22 protein-coding genes are annotated in these 17424 nt (G+C 62.4%); all 22 read left to right on the top strand.

All coding sequences use genetic code 11. From position 1 onward, the window contains the following. The first annotated feature begins 2 nt into the window (after window positions 1–2). The gene (locus tag HV681_RS18010) at window positions 3–434 is read left to right on the top strand and encodes a phage tail fiber protein (RefSeq protein WP_175124346.1); all 432 of its coding nucleotides are present in this window, start codon (window positions 3–5) and stop codon (window positions 432–434) included. A gap of 1 nt (window position 435) precedes the next feature. Further along, entirely contained in the window at window positions 436–870 is a 435-nt protein-coding gene (locus HV681_RS18005) for a hypothetical protein (RefSeq protein ID WP_175124345.1), read from the top strand. 168 nt (window positions 871–1038) lie between these two features. Continuing rightward, window positions 1039–2703 carry a phage tail tip lysozyme gene (locus HV681_RS18000; protein ID WP_175124344.1) on the top strand — a complete coding sequence of 555 codons (1665 nt, stop codon included), beginning with the start codon at window positions 1039–1041 and terminating at the stop codon, window positions 2701–2703. After that, entirely contained in the window at window positions 2703–3347 is a 645-nt protein-coding gene (locus HV681_RS17995) for a hypothetical protein (RefSeq protein ID WP_175124343.1), read from the top strand. Before HV681_RS18000 ends, HV681_RS17995 begins: the two co-directional genes overlap by 1 nt. Beyond that, a complete protein-coding gene (locus HV681_RS17990; protein ID WP_175124342.1) occupies window positions 3344–3643 on the top strand; it encodes a phage baseplate plug family protein in 300 nt (99 codons plus the stop codon). Before HV681_RS17995 ends, HV681_RS17990 begins: the two co-directional genes overlap by 4 nt. Further along, window positions 3640–4503 carry a baseplate hub protein gene (locus HV681_RS17985; protein WP_175124341.1) on the top strand — a complete coding sequence of 288 codons (864 nt, stop codon included), beginning with the start codon at window positions 3640–3642 and terminating at the stop codon, window positions 4501–4503. Before HV681_RS17990 ends, HV681_RS17985 begins: the two co-directional genes overlap by 4 nt. Further along, complete coding sequence (locus tag HV681_RS17980) at window positions 4496–5227, top strand: Gp138 family membrane-puncturing spike protein (protein ID WP_175124340.1); 732 nt, start codon at window positions 4496–4498, stop codon at window positions 5225–5227. The genes HV681_RS17985 and HV681_RS17980 overlap by 8 nt, the downstream gene beginning before the upstream one ends. Continuing rightward, window positions 5224–5574 (top strand): contractile injection system sheath initiator, encoded by a 351-nt coding sequence (locus HV681_RS17975; protein ID WP_175124339.1) that lies wholly within the window; start codon window positions 5224–5226, stop codon window positions 5572–5574. Before HV681_RS17980 ends, HV681_RS17975 begins: the two co-directional genes overlap by 4 nt. Window positions 5575–5581: 7 nt before the next feature. Further along, on the top strand, window positions 5582–6793 hold the full coding sequence (locus tag HV681_RS17970; protein WP_175124338.1) for a baseplate J/gp47 family protein: 1212 nt from the start codon (window positions 5582–5584) through the stop codon (window positions 6791–6793). Then, complete coding sequence (locus HV681_RS17965) at window positions 6790–7464, top strand: DUF2612 domain-containing protein (protein ID WP_175124337.1); 675 nt, start codon at window positions 6790–6792, stop codon at window positions 7462–7464. Before HV681_RS17970 ends, HV681_RS17965 begins: the two co-directional genes overlap by 4 nt. Beyond that, window positions 7454–8671, top strand: coding sequence for a glycine-rich domain-containing protein (locus tag HV681_RS17960; RefSeq protein ID WP_175124336.1), 1218 nt, complete (start codon window positions 7454–7456; stop codon window positions 8669–8671). Before HV681_RS17965 ends, HV681_RS17960 begins: the two co-directional genes overlap by 11 nt. After that, the gene (locus HV681_RS17955; RefSeq protein ID WP_175124335.1) at window positions 8671–9099 is read left to right on the top strand and encodes a hypothetical protein; all 429 of its coding nucleotides are present in this window, start codon (window positions 8671–8673) and stop codon (window positions 9097–9099) included. The genes HV681_RS17960 and HV681_RS17955 overlap by 1 nt, the downstream gene beginning before the upstream one ends. Before the next feature lie 109 nt (window positions 9100–9208). Then, entirely contained in the window at window positions 9209–9517 is a 309-nt protein-coding gene (locus tag HV681_RS17950) for a hypothetical protein (protein ID WP_175124334.1), read from the top strand. Window positions 9518–9553: 36 nt separating this feature from the next. Then, a complete protein-coding gene (locus HV681_RS17945) occupies window positions 9554–9964 on the top strand; it encodes a M15 family metallopeptidase (RefSeq protein WP_175124333.1) in 411 nt (136 codons plus the stop codon). Next, window positions 9961–10359: a hypothetical protein gene (locus HV681_RS17940; RefSeq protein WP_175124332.1), complete on the top strand. Its 399-nt coding sequence runs from the start codon at window positions 9961–9963 to the stop codon at window positions 10357–10359. The genes HV681_RS17945 and HV681_RS17940 overlap by 4 nt, the downstream gene beginning before the upstream one ends. Then, window positions 10262–10462, top strand: a complete 201-nt coding sequence (gene lysC / locus HV681_RS28195; protein ID WP_422652830.1) for an Rz1-like lysis system protein LysC — start codon at window positions 10262–10264, stop codon at window positions 10460–10462. Before HV681_RS17940 ends, lysC begins: the two co-directional genes overlap by 98 nt. 151 nt (window positions 10463–10613) lie before the next feature. Next, window positions 10614–11435: a response regulator transcription factor gene (locus tag HV681_RS17935; protein ID WP_175124331.1), complete on the top strand. Its 822-nt coding sequence runs from the start codon at window positions 10614–10616 to the stop codon at window positions 11433–11435. A 477-nt stretch (window positions 11436–11912) separates the two neighbouring features. Further along, a complete protein-coding gene (locus HV681_RS17930; protein WP_175124330.1) occupies window positions 11913–12791 on the top strand; it encodes a putative Ig domain-containing protein in 879 nt (292 codons plus the stop codon). Window positions 12792–13057: 266 nt separating this feature from the next. Beyond that, entirely contained in the window at window positions 13058–14581 is a 1524-nt protein-coding gene (locus HV681_RS17925; RefSeq protein ID WP_175124329.1) for an ATPase domain-containing protein, read from the top strand. Continuing rightward, complete coding sequence (locus HV681_RS17920; protein WP_175124328.1) at window positions 14568–16256, top strand: ATP-binding protein; 1689 nt, start codon at window positions 14568–14570, stop codon at window positions 16254–16256. The genes HV681_RS17925 and HV681_RS17920 overlap by 14 nt, the downstream gene beginning before the upstream one ends. A 160-nt stretch (window positions 16257–16416) precedes the next feature. After that, the gene (locus HV681_RS17915) at window positions 16417–16809 is read left to right on the top strand and encodes a phage holin family protein (RefSeq protein WP_175124327.1); all 393 of its coding nucleotides are present in this window, start codon (window positions 16417–16419) and stop codon (window positions 16807–16809) included. Next, window positions 16784–17374 (top strand): hypothetical protein, encoded by a 591-nt coding sequence (locus HV681_RS17910; RefSeq protein ID WP_175124326.1) that lies wholly within the window; start codon window positions 16784–16786, stop codon window positions 17372–17374. The genes HV681_RS17915 and HV681_RS17910 overlap by 26 nt, the downstream gene beginning before the upstream one ends. The last annotated feature ends 50 nt before the right edge of the window (window positions 17375–17424 follow it).

Here is a 17424-nt window from a genome sequence, read left to right as displayed (position 1 = left end):
ACATGGCGACTTTGACCAGTGCCAATTCCGTTCTGATGCTTGCGGTGGGCGGGATTTTTCCGGTGCCGCAGAAGATCGAGGGCTACGCCTCGGAAACCGCGTTCGCTTTTGAAGCGGCCAAGCCCGCACAGGTAACCATGGGAGTGGATGGGCGAATGTCGGCAAGCTACGTGCCGGTTCCCCGCGTCCAGACCATTTCCATCCAACCCGACTCTCCTTCCCTGCGCATCTTCGAGATCTGGGCTGCGGCTGGCGAAACGGCCCGGGAAGTGTTCTATGCAAACGGCACGCTCAGCATTCCGTCGATCGATCGCAAGTACACGTTGACGCGTGGCGTGCTGACCCAGATCCCGCCGGCGCCGGACGCCAAGGCGCTCCTTCAACCCATGACGTTCCAGATCACCTGGCAGAACGTCTCGCCGGCGTTGGTGTGACATGGCAAGAAAGCAGATCACCGTCACCATCAATTCGGAAGGGCGCGATCAGGGGAAGGCCTTCATCCTGACGGAACTGTCGGCTTACGACGCCGAAGAATGGGCGGGCCGAGCCTTGTTCGCGTTGATGAACGCCGGCGTCGAAGTTCCGGCCAACATCGCGCAGGCCGGTCTGGCAGGCGTGGCTGCCATGGGCCTGAAGGCGATTGCCAAGCTGCCCTTCGATAGCGCCAAACCGCTGCTGGACAAGATGATGGATTGCGTGCAGATCCAGCCGAGTCCCGATGTGCGGCGAGAGCTCATTTCCGGCGATATCGAAGAGGTGTCGACCCTGCTCACGCTGCGCCAGAAAGTCCTGGGCCTGCACCTGGATTTTTTTATGGCCGCCACGCCATCGACTTCGGGCTCCAGGTCCCCGGTGGCGGCCCGCGCCTGATTCACTACGCCAACATTCCGCGCAATGTTGGCGTAGTGATCTCTCGTCGCCCAGACCTGCTGCATGATCTGCAAACGGTCTATGGCGCCGAAGACCTGTACAACCTGCTTGAGGTGTTTGCGGTGGACGCACACAACAGGCGCGTCTTAACTGAACCGAGGTAATTGCATGGCGACCATCATCGATGCCCTTGCCGCCTCCGTTGGCTTTGATCCGAAGCGCTTCGCAGTGGACTCCATTGCCGCGGCGGCGAGTCTGGGCCAGATGGCACAGAATCTTGGCATCAGCACCGAACGGCTTACTGCCTGGCAGAAGGCAGCCGAGCGGGCTGGCGGGACTGCCGAAGCTATCTCCGCCCAATTGAGGGAATCAGCGGGGCAGATCAGCAAGTTCAATCGTGGTCAGGCTGCGGATTCCGTGCCCGCTTTTCTTCAGAACGGCGGGAATGTCTCGGATCTGAGAGACGGGAATACGTACCTTTTGGCCAGGTCGCGGATCATCGCCGATCTATATCAGAAGGACCGGAGCCGCGCCGCTCAAGTCGCTGAGGAAATGGGTGTCAATGAGGCCCTGTTCGACTTGTTCCGTCGCGGACCGGTTGAACTGGAAAAGCTGTTGCAGGCTCAAGAACGACGGTCCGCAGTTTCCGCGCAGGACGCGGATGCAGCCGCTCGTCTGCGCGACCGCTATCTGGATTTGCGCGACACCTTTGAATCAGTGGCCATGAGGATCCTGGTCGCGCTCATTCCGGCGTTCGAACGGGCACTCGAGGTCCTTCAAGGCTGGGGCGATTGGTTTCTTGAGAACGAGGATGTGATTGCCAAGTGGGTCGACGGCACGGCGAAGGCCGTCGTGGCATTCATCGACGTGGTGGACGCCGCTGCGCAGGCGGTGGGCGGATGGCAGAACGCGCTGCTCGCCCTGGGGGCGCTAAAGATTTTGTCCTGGGCTAATTCGCTGCTGGGTCTGGCATCCGCGTTGAGGGAAGTGGCCTTCGCCCTAGCGGCATTGGGTGGTGCCGGTGCCAGCAAGGGTTTGGCGGCATTGAGAGGCGTGGGAGCTGCAGCCTTGAGAGCGGCTGGACGGATTGGGGCGGGCGTTGCGCTCGCGCTTTATAGCGAAGACTTGAACGTTGGCGAAACGCAGATTGTGCGAGCGCATAACGATCCGGCGCTTAGAACCAAGGAAGTCGGCGATGCGGTCAGGTTCTTCGAACGCAAGGGCTATAGCCTCGACGAGGCCGCCGGTCTGGCAGCGCACTTGCAAATCCAAAGCGGATTCGATCCCCGTGCGGATGCAGAAGACGGCAGGTTCTACGGTATCGCGTTGTGGGATCGCGCGCGCCAAGCTGATTTCCGGCAGGCGATCGGAGTAGTCATCGAGCAGTCGACGCTTGAGCAGCAATTGGAATTCGTGGATTGGGAACTGAGGAACAGTAAACGGGGCGCTCGCGAAAAACTGGCTGAGTCTACGAATGCCGCTCAGGCCGGCGTTGCTGCCTATCGCTACTTCGGTCTCGACCGTTACCAGGCAATCGATGCTGCCGATGCGCGCAAGCGCGAGCTTGCAGCGCCAGTGATCGCTGGGGTGGCTGACATGGAACGTCGGGAGCAAGCGAGTGCGGCAGCTGCATCGATCACAAGCGCTGCGCAAGCCGGCGCAATTGGCGCTGCAAGCAACAACACCACGACGACTACGACGTATGAAACGCACATCCATGGACCCATAACGATTGTGACGCCAGCGACCGACGGTCCGGGGCTGGCTCGTGAGTTGGGCACGCTTGGTGACTCCCAACGTATTGTTCAACAAGCCAACTCGGGGATCTTCTGATGCCGCTTATCTCCTTTCCCGACGTGCCGGCGAGTTCCGGTGTCCCCGCAGTCTTTCGCGATGTCGTAGTTCCTTCGTTTTTCGCACCGGCGAACGTCGGGCTGGCGCGCCTCGTCGATTGGAACTCCAGCGCCCCTCGCTGGGGGGTGTATGGCGAAGATGGGCAGCCGGTTCTGCTATTCGACACGTTTCTGAGCGTCAACTTTGACCGTGCTGGCACGATATCGAGCTTCGCTTTGGAACAGGGTGGCTTCTCCTCGTTCAACAAGGTCGTTGGCCCGTACCAGGCGCTCATCAAGCTGGCGCATGCCGGCGACCAGGCGACGCGTAAACAAATGCTCTCCGTCCTGGATCGGATAGCCAGCGGCACTGAACTGTACTCGGTGGCGACGCCCGAAATTGTCTACCTGTCGGCAAGCCTGGGGAAGTATCTGTACAACCGGAGCGCCAGCAGTGGTTCCAGTCTGCTGGTCGTCGAGCTGACGTTCAATGAAGTGAGACAGACGGCGGTGTTGCGGCCAATGGCGCAGCGTGAGCCCAGTGGCGCAGATCAGGAGAGCGGCGGCCAGGTGCAGGTGTTCAAGATCGATCCTTATCCCACGCGAGACCAAAACAAGGTGGGAGAACTGGAGCCAATTCAATGAAAGGAATTCCCCTGAAACCGGTGCCGTCGCAAACACTCAGTGTCTTGCTGAACGGCCAGAACTGCCAGATCTCCGTGTACCAGAAGAGCACGGGCGTCTATCTTGATCTCCACATCAACAATTCGCCAATCGTGACGGCGGTGCTTTGCCACGACAGGGTGAGGTTGGTCCGTTCGGAATACCTCGGCTTTGTCGGTGATCTAACTTTCGTTGACACCCAGGGGCACGCAGATCCGGAGTACACCGGCTTTGGGTCGCGTTTCGTCCTGGCCTGCATGGAGCCACTCGAGCTATGAGCTTCGTCAAACGCAGCATCGATGTGACCATCAGCCTGGGGAAGGGTGCGCTTGGGGATGAGCCGGGACCGGAAATGACGCTCAGCGGCTACCGGGTCGCAGTCGAAACTCCGTCCAACGCGTCCGCCGAAAGCTCCGAGGTGCAGCTGAGCATTTATGGTTTGAGCCTGGAAATGATGAACCGGCTGACGACAGTAGGACCCAACATGAGGGAACGCCGAGGAATGAACATCATTAGAGTGATGGCCAAGAGCGGCTTGGACGTTCCCCATCTGGTCTATGAAGGGGATATCACTTCGGCATGGGCTGACTTTGGGAAGGCCCCTGAAGGGGTTTTCTACGTCAGGGGCCAAGTGGCCGGCGCCAAAGAGTGCAAGCCTGTGCCTCCCCGATCTTTTCCCGGCGCAACAGTCGCTCAAGACGTTGCGAGCAAAATTGCAGCGTCGATGGGATACGCGTTCGAAAAGTCGGGAAAGGACGTCGTCCTGGCAAACCCCTATTTTTGCGGGACGGATATGGACCAGCTGCGCAGTTGTGCGCTGGCTGCACGCATCAGCTTCACAATCGACCGCGGCGTCGTGTCGGTCTGGCATGCGGACGGCTTCAGGGATGGCGATGTCTTGGACATTTCGCCGGAGACCGGGCTGATCGGCTACCCGACGTTCAACAGCACCGGCATCACTTTCACGACGCTCTACAACCCCCACCTCTGCGTCGGCAAGCGGGTGCACGTCACCAGCTCCCTCCAACCCGCCCAAGGCGTATGGACAATCACAAGCCTCGCCCACAAGCTTGAGGCGGAAGTCCCCGGCGGCGTCTGGCAGTCGACGGTCATCTGCAAAAGGAATCTCGATGGCTGAGCAATATGGATACGCAGGCCTGGCGCAAGCCGGGCAGGGCGACAGCGAGTACGGTGCGCTGCAGTTCCTGATCAGCCAGGCCCTGCTGCGTTTGAACACGGCGACGCTGGTCAAGGTGGTCTCGGTGACCAATGCGGGCGGCCTGTCGCCGGTGGGTTTCGTGGACGTGCAGCCGCTCGTCAACCAGCTCGATGGCGCCGGTAACGCCGTGCCGCATGGCGTGCTGCACCGCTTGCCGTACTTCCGCCTGCAGGGCGGCACGGACGCGATCATCCTGGACCCCAAGGCCGGGGACATCGGCATGGCGGCCTTTGCGAACCGTGACATCTCCGGCGTGAAGGCCGCCAAGGCGCAGAGCAATCCCGGCTCGTGGCGGTCGCACGACATGGCTGACGGCCTTTATTTCGGCGGCCTGCTGAACGGCGCGCCGGCCCAATACGTGCAGTTCACGGCCGAGGGCATCAATGTGGTGTCGCCGACGAAGGTGACGGTCACGTCGCCGGACATCGAGTTGAACGCCAGCACGCAATGCGCGATCAACGCGCCGCAGATCGTGCTGAACGGCACGGTGCGGCAGGGCGCCGGATCCTTCGGCGGCACGTCGACGTGGCAAGGCGACATGAACACGCTGGGCACGCTGCGCAACAACGGCAAGGACGTGGGAAGCACCCACACCCACTCCGGCGTGCAAGGCGGGCCGTCCAACACGGGAGCGCCCAATTGAACACACTACTGCTGGACCGGACCGCGTGGGACCTGGTGCTCGACGCGGCCGGCAACATTGCGATGGCCGCCGATCCCTACGCTGTGGCGCAGGACGTGGCCAGCGCCATCAAGCTGTTTCGCGGCGAGCTCTTCTACAACACCAATCCGGGCGTTCCGTACTGGGAGGAATTCCTCGGACACCGGCCCCCGTTGTCGCTGGTGCGCGAGCATGTCCGGCGAGCCGCGCTGACGGTGCCGGGCGTGGCCGATGCCGTCTGCACGCTCACGTCCTTCTCCGATCGGGCCCTGGCGGGCCACGTTGAAATCACCTTGCAAGACGGCACGACCCAAACCGTCAGCTTCTGAGGAAACCATGTCGAATATCTCTCACGTTCCGCGCGTGCAGTTCACGCCGGAAGGACTGGTGCTGCCCAGCGAATCCGCGATCCTGGCCGGGGTTCAGTCGGACATGGACGCCGCGTTCGGCGGTGGACTGAACGACGCCCTGGAAACGCCGCAAGGGCAGCTGGCCTCCAGCACGACCGCCATCATCGGCGACAAGAACAACGAGTTCGCGTCGTATGTGAACCAGGTCGACCCGGCGTTTGCCAATGGCCGCATGCAGGACGCCATCGGGCGGATCTATTTTCTGGACCGCAAACCTGGCTTGCCCACGTCCGTGATTGCGACGTGCGCAGGCCTTACCGGTGTGACCATTCCGGTCGGCGCGCGCGCAGAAGCCCTGGATGGGCATCTGTACCTGTGCACACAGGCCGGCACGATCCCGGCCAGTGGCCGCATCGACCTGCTGTTCGCCTGCTCGGTCGACGGGCCGGTGGATTGTGCGCCGGGCGCGTTGAACCGGATCTACCAGGCTATTCCGGGCTGGGACTCGATATCGAACGCCGACGCCGGCACGGTGGGTGCCGACGTGGAAAGCCGCGCGGAATTCGAAGCGCGCCGGCGCCAGTCCGTGGCGCTGAACGCCCGCGGCTCGGTTCCCGCGCTATACGCCAACGTGGCCAACGTCGAGGGCGTCATCGATGCCTACGTCACCGAGAACACCCAGTCGACGCCGAAATCGATCGGCGGCGTGGTCTTGAAGCCGCACTCGATCTGGGTGGCGGTGGCGGGCGGCGAGGCGGCGGACATCGCCGATGCGATCTGGCGCAAGAAGAGCAACGGCGCCGACTACAACGGCAATATGTCGTACACGGTCGAGGACCGGGAGGGATATTCCTATCCCTATCCCTCGTACGTCGTGCAGTGGGAAACCCCTGCCGCCTTGCCGGTGCTCTTCGAGGTGCAGTTGGCGGACAACCCGGCGCTGCCGTCGGACATCGTTGCCCTGACCCGGCAGGCGATCATCAACGCCTTCAATGGCGGTGACGGCGGCCTGCGAGCGCGCATCGGCTCGACGCTCTACGCCAGCCGGTTCTACGCGTCGATCTCGCAGCTGAGCCCGTCCGTGTCGATCCTGTCGCTGCTGCTGGGCACATCGACGCCGACCGCAGCCAGCCTCACGGTGCCCATCAACCGCCGGCCCACCGTCACGGCCGACGACATTTCGGTGACGCTGGTATGACGGTCTATCCAAAGCCGGGACTGGTCGCCCGCACGCTCATCAGCCAGTACGCCAACAGCCCGACGCTCGTCCAGTTGATCAACAACATGGACGAGTACATCAACCCCGACGCGGATTTCGATGCGTTCTTCGACTTCGTCTGGAACGTGGAGACGGCGCGGGGGTTCGGTCTGGACATCTGGGGCAGGATAGTCGACATCGGCCGCATGCTGACCGTACCGGGCGATGTTTCCTACTTGGGTTTTGAGGAGGCGATCAGCTGGAAGCCGTTTGATGAGGCGCCGTTCTTCGCCGGCGTGCAGGCGACCCAGACCTTCCGCCTGACTGACGACGCATACCGCAAGCTCATCCTGGTCAAGGCGCTGGCCAATATCTCCGACTGCACTTCGGCCAGCCTGAACCGGCTGCTCTCCAACCTCTTCGCCGGCCGCGGGCGCTGCTACGTATCGGACACGGGGAACATGGAGTTCCGCTATGTGTTCGAGTTCGCGCTCGAACCTTACGAAATCGCCATCCTGACCCAATCGGGCGCGATCCCCAAGCCGGCTGCGGTCCAGGCCAGCGTGCTGCAGGTCGACCTTCCAACCACCTTCGGGTTCCGCGAGGCGCTGATGCAGCCTTTCGGATCCGGCGCATTTTTCACATCTTCGGGGCTTATCCATGCAAGCTAGCAATGCACCCAGCAAGTCCGCCGTGCCGTTCGCGCAGTTCGGCACCAAGAACACCATTCCCGTCGGCTCGCAGATCGGCGTAACGCCCGGCGCGGCATCGTTTACCGACGGATTTCCGCCGCTGACCATGACGCCGCTGGCGGCGGGGGGCGTGCCGCCTTATGGGGCGGATTTCAATGGGATTTTGAATTTTGTCACCGACGGCCAACGGTGGGCTGCCGCGGGCGGCGGCTACAAGTACGATCCCGAGTTTTCCGCCGCGATCTCCGGATATCCCAAAGGCGCAATCTTGCTCTCGGCTGCCGAGAACCGGTATTGGCTGAGTACCGTAAATGCAAATTCTTCGAATCCCGATACGGGCGGTACGGGGTGGGTGGCGCTTCCGGCCGGAATTGCTACCTCCGCCGATGTCATTAGCGGAATGGATGCCAGCCGGGCGGTGACGCCGGCAAGCCTGGCAAGCTTGACCGCAGACAGTACGCGGCAGGGTCTTATCCGGATCGCTACCGCAGCCGAAACGCTCGTCGGCAACGAGACGCGTAAAGCCATCTCGCCTTCTTCGCTTCCTCAGCTATTTCCGCAACGCGGCCTTCGACTATTCGACACGGCGGGCGTTCACACGTGGAACGTGCCGAATGGCGTGTCCCGGGTTCGGGTGACAGTCATTGGCGGCGGCGGTGGCGGCGGAGGTGCTTTTTGTCCTGCCGTTGTTGGTGCAGCAGCCGGCGGCGGAGGCGGCGGCATGTCGGTCATCAGCCTGGTAGAGCTGGCGGGGGCCTCTAGCGTTGTGGTCACGGTTGGCGCCGGCGGCAGTGGCGGCGTCTCCAACACCACGGTCGGTACATCCGGCGGAATGTCTTCCTTCGGTACGTTTGTTTCGGCGACTGGTGGAAGCCCGGCGCCGAACGTTAGTGGGGTGCCCGGCGGTTCCGGCGGGGGCGGCGCTTCGGGAACAGGCCAATTGGGGGTGCCCGGTTCCGCAGGCAGCTTTGCGGCGGTGCTGAATGGCGTGTACGCCATGTCCGGCCCTGGCGGCGCGACGCTCTATGGCGCTTGCCCCAACGCCGTCAATCTGACAGGCAACGTAACGTTGGGCGTGAACGGTGCCACCGGATTTCATGGTGCGGGGGGCTCGGGCGGTGCGGCGTATAACGCCACCGCAGCAGGGGGCGCAGGCGGCGCCGGTGTTGTATTTATCGAATGGTGATGATGATGACTATTTGGGCATTGATTCAAGAAGGCCGCGTTACTGAAACAACGAGCATCGATCCTGCGGGGCGCTTTCATCCCGAATTCAAGTGGGTCGAAGCGCACGCAGGGGTGCAGGAGGGTTATCTCTATGAAAGCGGCAAGTTCGCCGCGCCCGAGGTTCCCGCCGTGGCGAAAAGCGTTTTTTCTCCGCGTGAGTATATGAAGCGATTCGCTGTCGAGGAGCAAATCCGGATCAGGAAGGCACAGCTCACCGATATGGAGGTGGGTCTCGTGTATGACGACTTTAATCGAGCTGGAATTATCAACGTGGAGGATCCTCACATCGCCGCTGGGCTTGATCTCTACATAGCCAAAGGATTGTTGGTGCCGGAGCGTCGCGCCGAACTTCTGCGGCCGGCGGGTCCCGATGATGTCTCCAGTTGAGCGTGGAGCTGCTCAGCGTTCTTCGCCCGTACCTCCTTGCGCTTCGTGTCGATGATCCGCTTTCCATGCCCGCCCTCCGCGGGCTTTTTTACGACAACAGGAGGCCCACTTGAACATCCAGGACATCGACGCCCTCGCGGCAAAGTTCGCCGGCGTGCTCGGCGCGGTTGTGTCCATGCAATACCTGCAGGGGTCGTGGCCTGCCCGATTGAGTATGGCGTTGAGCGGGTCGCTCGGCGCTTACTACGCGGCGCCTTATCTTTCGGTCATGTTGGGAATCCCCGAGGGCTTGACGGGGTTTCTTACCGGGATGTTTGGCATGGCTATTGTTTCTCGCGCTTGGGACGCCGTGCAGGCCATGCCGATTCCAGCGTTGTGGCAGGCCGTTATCGACCGCGTTCGCGGAAAAAGGCCCTGACATGGGCGCCCCGTAAAAACTCAGGAGTTTGAAAAGATGAGCGTCTTTCGACTTTCGCAGCGCAGCCTCGCTCGCCTTGAGGGGGTGCACCCGGATCTGGTCGATGTTGTGCAGCTCGCCATCCAGCGCACCTCGGTCGATTTCACCGTGGTTGAGGGCGTGCGAACCCTCGCGCAGCAGCATGATTATGTGCGTCGCGGCGCCAGTCAGACCATGGCCAGCTACCACCTGCCTCAGCGGGACGGCTTGAGCCATGCAGTCGATCTGGCGCCCATCGTCAACGGCGGCATTCCATGGAGCGACTGGCAGGCTTTTGCCGATCTGGCCGCCGTGGTCAAGGGCTGCGCCGCCGAACTTGGCGTTCCGGTGGAGTGGGGCGGAGACTGGAAGACGCTCAAGGACGGCCCACACTTCCAGATTCCACGCGAGTGGGAGGGACGCCCTTGATTTCGCAACTGCGCAATATTGCGCCGTACCTGATCGGCGCAACGTTGGTGGCGGCGCTGTTCATGAGCGTCCGGTGGTATGGCTTTCACCAGTTTCACGCCGGCATGGCAAAAGCGAACGCTGAACACACGTTGACCGAGTTGCACGAATTCAAAAATCAGACGATGCGCCTGGCCGTCGTTTCCAACAGTCTGGAGGATGCGCTCGCCATATTGCGCGCTGCCCGTTCCATGACAATCCAGAGGTACACCCGTGTCGAAGCTCAGAGGCCTCTGCCTGCTGACTGCCGCATTGACGCTGAGCGCCTGCGGCACATCAACGAAGCCGGCCGTCTGGCCAATTCTTCCGGCGAACCTGGGTCAACCGTGCCCGCCGGTGCCGGAAGTCACAAGTGACAACTGGGACGATCTAGCCCGCAGTTATATGGCGCTTGCGGTGCAGTATGGCGAATGCGCGGTCCGGCATGGCGCTCTCTTGAAGGCCTGGGCCACGCCGTAGCGGCGGCTTCGCGGCGCAATCAACAGAAGAGGTCTTTGCCCCCGCGAGATTAATAATCCTCTGATGGGAGGGTAGGGGACGCGTATCTATACTTCGGTGCGCTGTGCAGGCCAATCCGGATGGCTCGCTCAAGCGGTAGACGCGAGCAGCGATGGGTGCCAGCCATGTCAGACGCTTTGCATTCTTGCCATTACTGATGATGCCGTATTTCGAACAGTCGCTGAGGTGGGGGCAGTACCACCCGCGTATCTTCCATGACTCCCGCCTGGCGCCGCAGGCAAAGGCTGCGTCCGCGGCCGGGCCGAATCCCACCCCCCCAGGCGCAAAGGCTTACATCGTTGACGAAGACGAGTCGTCGGCGTGGGCGGTCCGCCGAATACTTGCGGACTTTTCCATCGAGGTCGTGCAGAGCCGAACGGTCCGCGAATTCTTATCCATCTATACGGCTGGCGAGTGCGATTGCCTGATCATGGATTTCGGAAAGCCGGCTGCCGAGACCGCCTTGCAGCGCGACCTGGTCCAGGCGAACGCGGCGTTGCCAACAATCTTCATCAAGGCAGATCCCGAATTCGGCGATGCGGTTGAAGCCATGCGGCGCGGCGCGGTCGATTTCTTCGCCAAGCCGTTGAACTCAAGCCGGCTCGGCCAGGCCATTCATTTTGCGCTGCGCCTGAGCCGTGGTGCCCATTTGAACCGTGTCTGCGCGGACCAGGAAGAAGCGCGCAAAGCCATGCTCACGCCGCGCGAACTCGTGATCGTCCAAGGCGTCATCGCTGGAAACTCCAGCAAGGAGATTGCCGAGGATCTCCATATCTCAGTCCGAACCGTGGACAACCACAAGGCGCGCATTTATTCGAAGTTGAACATCAACACATCGCTCGCCTTGGCCCGCCTTTTCATCGGTCTGATAAAGCCCGAGGGCGACGGGCGGCTCGCTCAGGCGCACCGCGATTTTGGGCATGCAAAGAGGTAGTTCTACTCTGCATTCCGGTCTGTTGATCTTGGAATAATGTGTCGCCCAGTTTCCAGATTCGTTGACGCTGAACGTGGCCTGCAGCCTTGCGCGACTCCGTTATGTAAATGCAACGAGGCAAAGCGGAGCATCAAGGCCTAGCTGAAAGGCACAGGGTAATTGGGGTCTCATAAGGCGGGCGACGCGCCCAGCTTGTAGAGAGACGTGTAATGCGCACTGCGCATCGTTGATTAAGTCACAAGGACCGTTATGAATAAAAAGATAATCTCCCGATTCGCGTGCTTGGGAGCCGCTGTTGGACTGATCGCAGTCACGCCTGGCCAAGCCATCGCTGCCGAAGACTTCAAACCGCCCGTGGGGAAAATCACTCAGCGTGCCGCGCCTGCCAAGGGGGCACCTTCATCCGGCACCAAAGCGCCGGCGGCGTCCGCGGCAACCACGGGATCTCAAGACATCACCCGCGCCCGCCCGGCTGCCGTGGCACCGGACAAGGGCCTCTCCATCACCTCGGGCGCAACGCTCAATTCCCAGTTGATCCGGGTGCGCACGTCGGGCGGCACCGGGGCGTTGAACTTCCGGCTGCTTGATACCAGCGGCAAACCCGCCGAACTGCCGGCCGGGCTGGTGTTCGGATCCGACGGTTCGCTGTCTGGCGCCGCTCCTTCCGTGGCCAGCCCCAAGACGTTGACGTATCTCATCCAGGTTGAAGACAGCGGCGGCGGCAAGGCCAGCCGTACCGTGCAACTGACCATCAATCCGCCCTTGAACGTTGAGGGCGGCTCCATTCAAGCGACGGCGGGCGGGCGCATCAAGAGCCCCGTCAAGTTCATCAACGTCAGCGGCGGCACCGGCAACTACGCCGTTTCCTATTCCAATCCCGACGGCAGCGCCATGCGCATGCCTTCCGGGCTGGTGCTCGACGGCAGCGGCCGTGTCAGCGGCGCGGTGCCCAAGTCCCTGGAAAAAATGGCGGGGCTTACGGCCACCATCAGCGACGAGGGCGGCGCCCGCGTTTCCATTCCCGTCGATTTCAACCTGGCGCCCGCGCTGGAGGTCTCCACCCTTCCGATCGAACTCACGGCGGGCGCCACGATGCCGTCGGCGGTGCCGGTGGTAAACGCCACGGGCGGAAGCGGTGCGGTGCGCTACACGCTATTCGACAAGGACGGCACGACGCCCGCCCGGCTTCCGGAAGGCCTGCAGTTCGACGAGGCCACCGGCACGCTACGGGGCTTGGTGCCGCCGACCCCGCAAGAAGGCCGGTATGTGGTGTTGGCCCAGGACGCCGGCGGCGGCGAGGCCAGTGCCCGATTCGAATGGAAGATCAATCCTCAACTTCAGATTTCGTTCGAATAAGCTGATTGACCCGCAAGACGCCCGCCTTCTGCATTCGTATGCAGAAGGCGGGCGTTTTCTTGCGGGTTGCATTGCGCCTTTGTTACAGGGCCAAGCGGCGAGCCAGGCCGTGCAATCCCGCGCTGACCTCCTTCTGGTCGGACTTGAAGCCGCGATTCTCGTCCGATGGGTGCGATTCAGTACGTAACATATCTTTCGTGCTGGATGCCATTCGGGATTGACGATGGCGATATGCTTGCTTTCTCACTCGTTTTTACGGGAAAGCCATGAGCGCAACGATTGAAGAACAGACTGCGGCTTTCAAGCCAGACCCCCGAATTTCGACCGGAAACCTCGGCATCGATGACATTCTCGGCGGCGGCTTGGATCCCAACAAAATGTATCTTTGCGAGGGAAGGCCGGGCACGGGCAAGACGACCATGGGAATGCAATTCCTGTTGGAAGGCGTCCGTCACGGCGAGCGCGCGCTTTATGTCGCGCTTTCCGAAAGTCCGGCCGAACTCAGTCTGGTCGCCCATCGCCACGGGTGGTCATTGGACGGTGTCGAGATCCTGGAACTGGTGTCCGAAGACGTGTTGGATCCCGAGCGGGAACTCACCGTTCTGCACCCCGCCGAGATGGAGCTGACCGAGACCACGCGCCTGATCCTGGACAAGGTTGAACAGCTTGACCCAGCACGGGTCGTCATCGATAGCCTGTCGGAACTGCGCCTGCTGGCGCAGGGCTCACTGCGTTATCGCCGGCAGATTCTGGCGATGAAGCATTTTTTCGCTAATCGCCGGTGTACGGTGATCCTGCTGGACGACCAGGCGGCCAAAGAGGACGACCTGCAATTGCACTCGATCTCGCACGGCGTGATCGCACTTGAGCAATTGGCGGTCGACTACGGCGCCCAGCGACGGCGGCTGCGCATATTGAAAATGCGCGGCATGGATTTTCGCGGTGGCTACCACGACTTCACGATCAGGAAGGGCGGGCTCGAGGTCTATCCGAGGCTCGTTGCGGCGGAGCATCACAAAGCGTTTTCCCCGACGCCCACGCCCAGCGGCAACGCCGAACTGGATAGCTTGCTGGGCGGCGGGTTGGACCGCGGGACGAATGTTCTGCTGATCGGCGCGGCGGGGGTGGGCAAGTCTTCGCTTGCGGCAACCTATGCGCTGGCATCGACGCAGCGCGGCGAGCACGCAGCCATTTTCGCGTTCGACGAGTCCCGGGCCACGTTCTTCGCGCGCTCACGTGCACTGGGAATGCCGCTGGAATCCGCGCTGGACGCAGGGCTTCTGACCTTCAGACAAGTCGATCCCGCGGAGATGGCGCCGGGCGAATTCACGGCGATAGTTCGCCGCGCGGTTGAAGATGATGGCGCGCGCGTGGTGGTGTTCGACAGTTTGAACGGCTATCTGAACGCCATGCCCGACGGGCGCTTTTTGATTCTGCAGATGCACGAATTGCTGAGCTACCTGGGGCAGCAGGGCGTGACGACGGTGATGATCCTGGCCCAGCACGGTCTGGTGGGCCCGATGGAAACGCCCATGGACATCAGCTATCTCAGCGATACGGTGATCATGTTGCGGTATTTCGAGCACGACGGACGCGTCCGGCGAGCCATCTCCGTCGTCAAGAAGCGCAGTGGCGCGCACGAACATGCCATCCGCGAATTCAGCATGTCCGAAGATGGGCTGGTCGTTGGCCCGCCGTTGACCTCGTTTCACGGAATATTTTCGGGAACGCCGCAATACACCGGCGACGATTTGCGCCTTCTGCTGAACAATCCCGATGCATCGACCTGAGGACGCTGAATCGCGGGTGCTCGTCTACGCACCGATCGGCCGAGACGGGGAAGCCGGCGCGCGGCTGCTGCAGCGCGCGGGTTTCGACACGTTCGTCTGTCGCAATATCGAGGAGGTGCTGGCGCAGGCGGACGCTGGCGCCCTGGCCGTCTGCCTGACCGAGGAAGGTCTGTTTGGCAAAAACCTGGAACTGGTGTCCGAGTGGTTGAAGGCGCAGCCGGCGTGGTCGGGGCTGCCGTTCGTCGTGTTGACCGGCAAGACGCAAACCGGTCCCATCGTGCGCTGGCGCGAGAAAATGACCGAGTTATTGGGCAATGTCTCGCTCCTGGAACGGCCGGTTCAGAGCCTCGCATTGACCACCACGGTTCAAACGGCGGCGCGCGCCCGGACCCGGCAATATGAAATCCGCACGTTGCTGCAAGCTGAGAAGCAGGCCGCGCAGGCGCTTGAGTCGGTCGTGGCAAGCCGGACGCGCGAACTGGAACTGGCCAACGCCGAGCTTCAGCAGCAGATGCGCGAGCGCAGCAGGATCGAGGAATCGCTGCGCCAGGCTCAGAAACTCGAAGCGCTGGGTCAGCTCACCGGTGGGGTGGCGCACGACTTCAATAACCTCCTGATGGTCATTTCCGGCGGGCTGCAAATGCTGCAGCGTCCCATCGACGAAGCGCGGCGCACCCGCTTGTATGGCTCGATGCGGCAGGCGGTGGACCGCGGCGCCTCGTTGTCTCGCCAATTGCTGACGTTCGCGCGCCGCCAGGCGTTGCGTCCGGAGGTTCTCAACCTGAACACGGTCGTTCAAAACATGCTCGAGATGCTCGAGCGCAGCCTGCGCGGCGACATCGTCATTGCGTTGGCGCTGGCCGACGACCTCTGGCCGGTCGAAGTGGACCCTGGCGAGTTGGAACTCGTCATCCTGAATCTGGCGGTCAACGCGCGCGACGCCATGCCGGACGGCGGTGTGATCGAAATCCGGACCGAGAACATGACCGCATCCGGGAAGGGTGAATTGACCGTCGATCACATTGCATTGCGGGTGTCGGACACGGGGACCGGCATGAGCCCGGCGGTGGCTGAACGCGTGTTTGAACCGTTTTTCACCACCAAGGATGTCGGCAAGGGATCGGGGCTGGGACTGGCGCAGGCGTACGGCTTTGCCAAACAATCGGGCGGCGCCATCGATCTCTCCACCGAGATGGACGTCGGCACCACGGTTTCGGTCTTGTTGCCGCGGTCGAAACGGCGGCTGGCTGCGCAGGGAAAATCGGGCGAGTCCGGCGTGGTCCAGGAGCGGCCGGCGGCCTTGAACGTGCTGCTGGTGGAAGACGACGCGGACGTTGCGACCCTGACCGCCAGCATGCTGGAAGAGCTGGGTTATGTCGTGACGCCCGCCGCCAGTGCCGCCGAAGCCTTGGACGTGTTGAATGACGGCGCCGCTATTGATGTGATGCTGACGGATGCCATGATGCCCGGTGGCAAGAGCGGCATTCAACTGGCGCGGGAAGTGCGCGCCCAGAGGCCCGATCTTCCGGTGGCGTTGATGACCGGCTTTCTGGGCGAGGAAGTGAAAAGGGCGGGGCAAGAAGGTATTCCGCTGTTGTCCAAGCCTTATCGGCTGGAGCAACTGGCGGGGTTGCTGCTGCGCCTGACTGGCAGACGCGCTGCCGGGCGAGGATAGGGCGACACCTTCCAGCAGGATCGCGTCGCCGGCCAATCGCTCAGACTCCACGTGCAGCTCTGGCCGGCGCATTGGCGTTAACAGCCGCGTTGTGGCGTCTCGCGGTGCGAACGGGTATGAGATTTGCTGACATCGCCCGTCATCGCCCCAAGGAGACGCCATGATTTCAGAACGCTTGCGCAGATTGCGCCGCATCGCGGCTTTTGCTGCCGAACGCTCGGGGGACTATGTTGAGCTGGTAGGCATCGAACTGTCCCTGTACCGGGCCGCGCTCGTCGCCACGGTGATCAGCAGCGTGGCCCTGGTTTTCTGCGGGCTGGGCACGTTGGGGTTCGTGTCGGTGGCCGCCATCGTGAGCTTCTGGGACACGGAGCATCGCAAACTTGCCGCGTGGCTCGTTGCCGGCGCGTGGTTGCTCATCACGCTCATTTCGCTCGCCATTTCGACACGTAGCGCACCGAAGGGATCGCCCTTTGCGGAGCTGAGCCACCAGGTGCGCCTCGATACCGCTGCTGCACGGAGCCACTATGCCCAAGATGACCACGCTAGCTGACAAGGCGGCCCTTCTGGCCAAGATGGAACGTGACCGCCAGGCGCTCTCCGTTCCCATGGCGCGCAGCGCGCCCCGCAGCAAGGTCGGCGGGGCGTGGGCGCGGACGGCGGCACTGGCCGCGGGAGCTTCGCTCGGATGGCCAAAGTTTATACGGCAGCCCCTGCGCGCGATGGCTGCCGTGGCGCTGCGCGACCGCGTTAACGAGTTGATGGGCCGCATGCAGGTGCGGCGCGTCAGCAATCCATTGCCTGATCCGGACATGACGCGGCTGGAAAAGATGATTGAGGAAGTGCGCGCTGCCGCGTTGCGCTCGGCCGATGACGCGGAGATCGAGCGCTTGCGTGCGCAGCTGGACGACCAGGTGAGGCGGCTGCGGACAGCGCGGGCGTTGCAGGCCACGCAAGCCTCTCGCGCGTTGCGGCCTGCGGATCCGGCGAGTGTGTCACGTACGGGACGTCCGCCGATGCCTTCGGCCCGGTCGAGTCCGGCGCAGTTGTCGCGGCCGGCGCATCCTTCGGGCAATCTCGAGGCGCCTACCGGCCGGGACGTGTCGGCGATTCCATAGTTGGACACGGACAAGGCGGCGCGGTGGCCGTCTTGACACGCAACCGACCA

It is taken from the genome of Achromobacter animicus (assembly GCF_902859585.1).
Lineage (GTDB): Bacteria > Pseudomonadota > Gammaproteobacteria > Burkholderiales > Burkholderiaceae_B > Achromobacter > Achromobacter animicus.
The sequence above is the reverse complement of the archived record's forward strand: the minus strand, read 5'-3'. Positions and strand labels throughout refer to the sequence as shown.

Excerpts from the sequence above, each read along its gene's own strand:
- HV681_RS17960 (WP_175124336.1), top strand. The coding sequence starts at position 7,454 with ATGCAAGCTAGCAATGCACCCAGCAAGTCCGCCGTGCCGTTCGCGCAG.
- HV681_RS18010 (WP_175124346.1), top strand. The coding sequence starts at position 3 with ATGGCGACTTTGACCAGTGCCAATTCCGTTCTGATGCTTGCGGTGGGC.
- HV681_RS18000 (WP_175124344.1), top strand. The coding sequence starts at position 1,039 with ATGGCGACCATCATCGATGCCCTTGCCGCCTCCGTTGGCTTTGATCCG.
- HV681_RS17970 (WP_175124338.1), top strand. The coding sequence starts at position 5,582 with ATGTCGAATATCTCTCACGTTCCGCGCGTGCAGTTCACGCCGGAAGGA.
- HV681_RS17955 (WP_175124335.1), top strand. The coding sequence starts at position 8,671 with ATGATGATGACTATTTGGGCATTGATTCAAGAAGGCCGCGTTACTGAA.
- HV681_RS18005 (WP_175124345.1), top strand. The coding sequence starts at position 436 with ATGGCAAGAAAGCAGATCACCGTCACCATCAATTCGGAAGGGCGCGAT.
- HV681_RS17945 (WP_175124333.1), top strand. The coding sequence starts at position 9,554 with ATGAGCGTCTTTCGACTTTCGCAGCGCAGCCTCGCTCGCCTTGAGGGG.
- HV681_RS17980 (WP_175124340.1), top strand. The coding sequence starts at position 4,496 with ATGGCTGAGCAATATGGATACGCAGGCCTGGCGCAAGCCGGGCAGGGC.
- HV681_RS17925 (WP_175124329.1), top strand. The coding sequence starts at position 13,058 with ATGAGCGCAACGATTGAAGAACAGACTGCGGCTTTCAAGCCAGACCCC.
- HV681_RS17920 (WP_175124328.1), top strand. The coding sequence starts at position 14,568 with ATGCATCGACCTGAGGACGCTGAATCGCGGGTGCTCGTCTACGCACCG.
- HV681_RS17995 (WP_175124343.1), top strand. The coding sequence starts at position 2,703 with ATGCCGCTTATCTCCTTTCCCGACGTGCCGGCGAGTTCCGGTGTCCCC.
- HV681_RS17985 (WP_175124341.1), top strand. The coding sequence starts at position 3,640 with ATGAGCTTCGTCAAACGCAGCATCGATGTGACCATCAGCCTGGGGAAG.
- HV681_RS17935 (WP_175124331.1), top strand. The coding sequence starts at position 10,614 with ATGGGTGCCAGCCATGTCAGACGCTTTGCATTCTTGCCATTACTGATG.
- HV681_RS17915 (WP_175124327.1), top strand. The coding sequence starts at position 16,417 with ATGATTTCAGAACGCTTGCGCAGATTGCGCCGCATCGCGGCTTTTGCT.
- HV681_RS17965 (WP_175124337.1), top strand. The coding sequence starts at position 6,790 with ATGACGGTCTATCCAAAGCCGGGACTGGTCGCCCGCACGCTCATCAGC.
- HV681_RS17990 (WP_175124342.1), top strand. The coding sequence starts at position 3,344 with ATGAAAGGAATTCCCCTGAAACCGGTGCCGTCGCAAACACTCAGTGTC.
- HV681_RS17910 (WP_175124326.1), top strand. The coding sequence starts at position 16,784 with ATGCCCAAGATGACCACGCTAGCTGACAAGGCGGCCCTTCTGGCCAAG.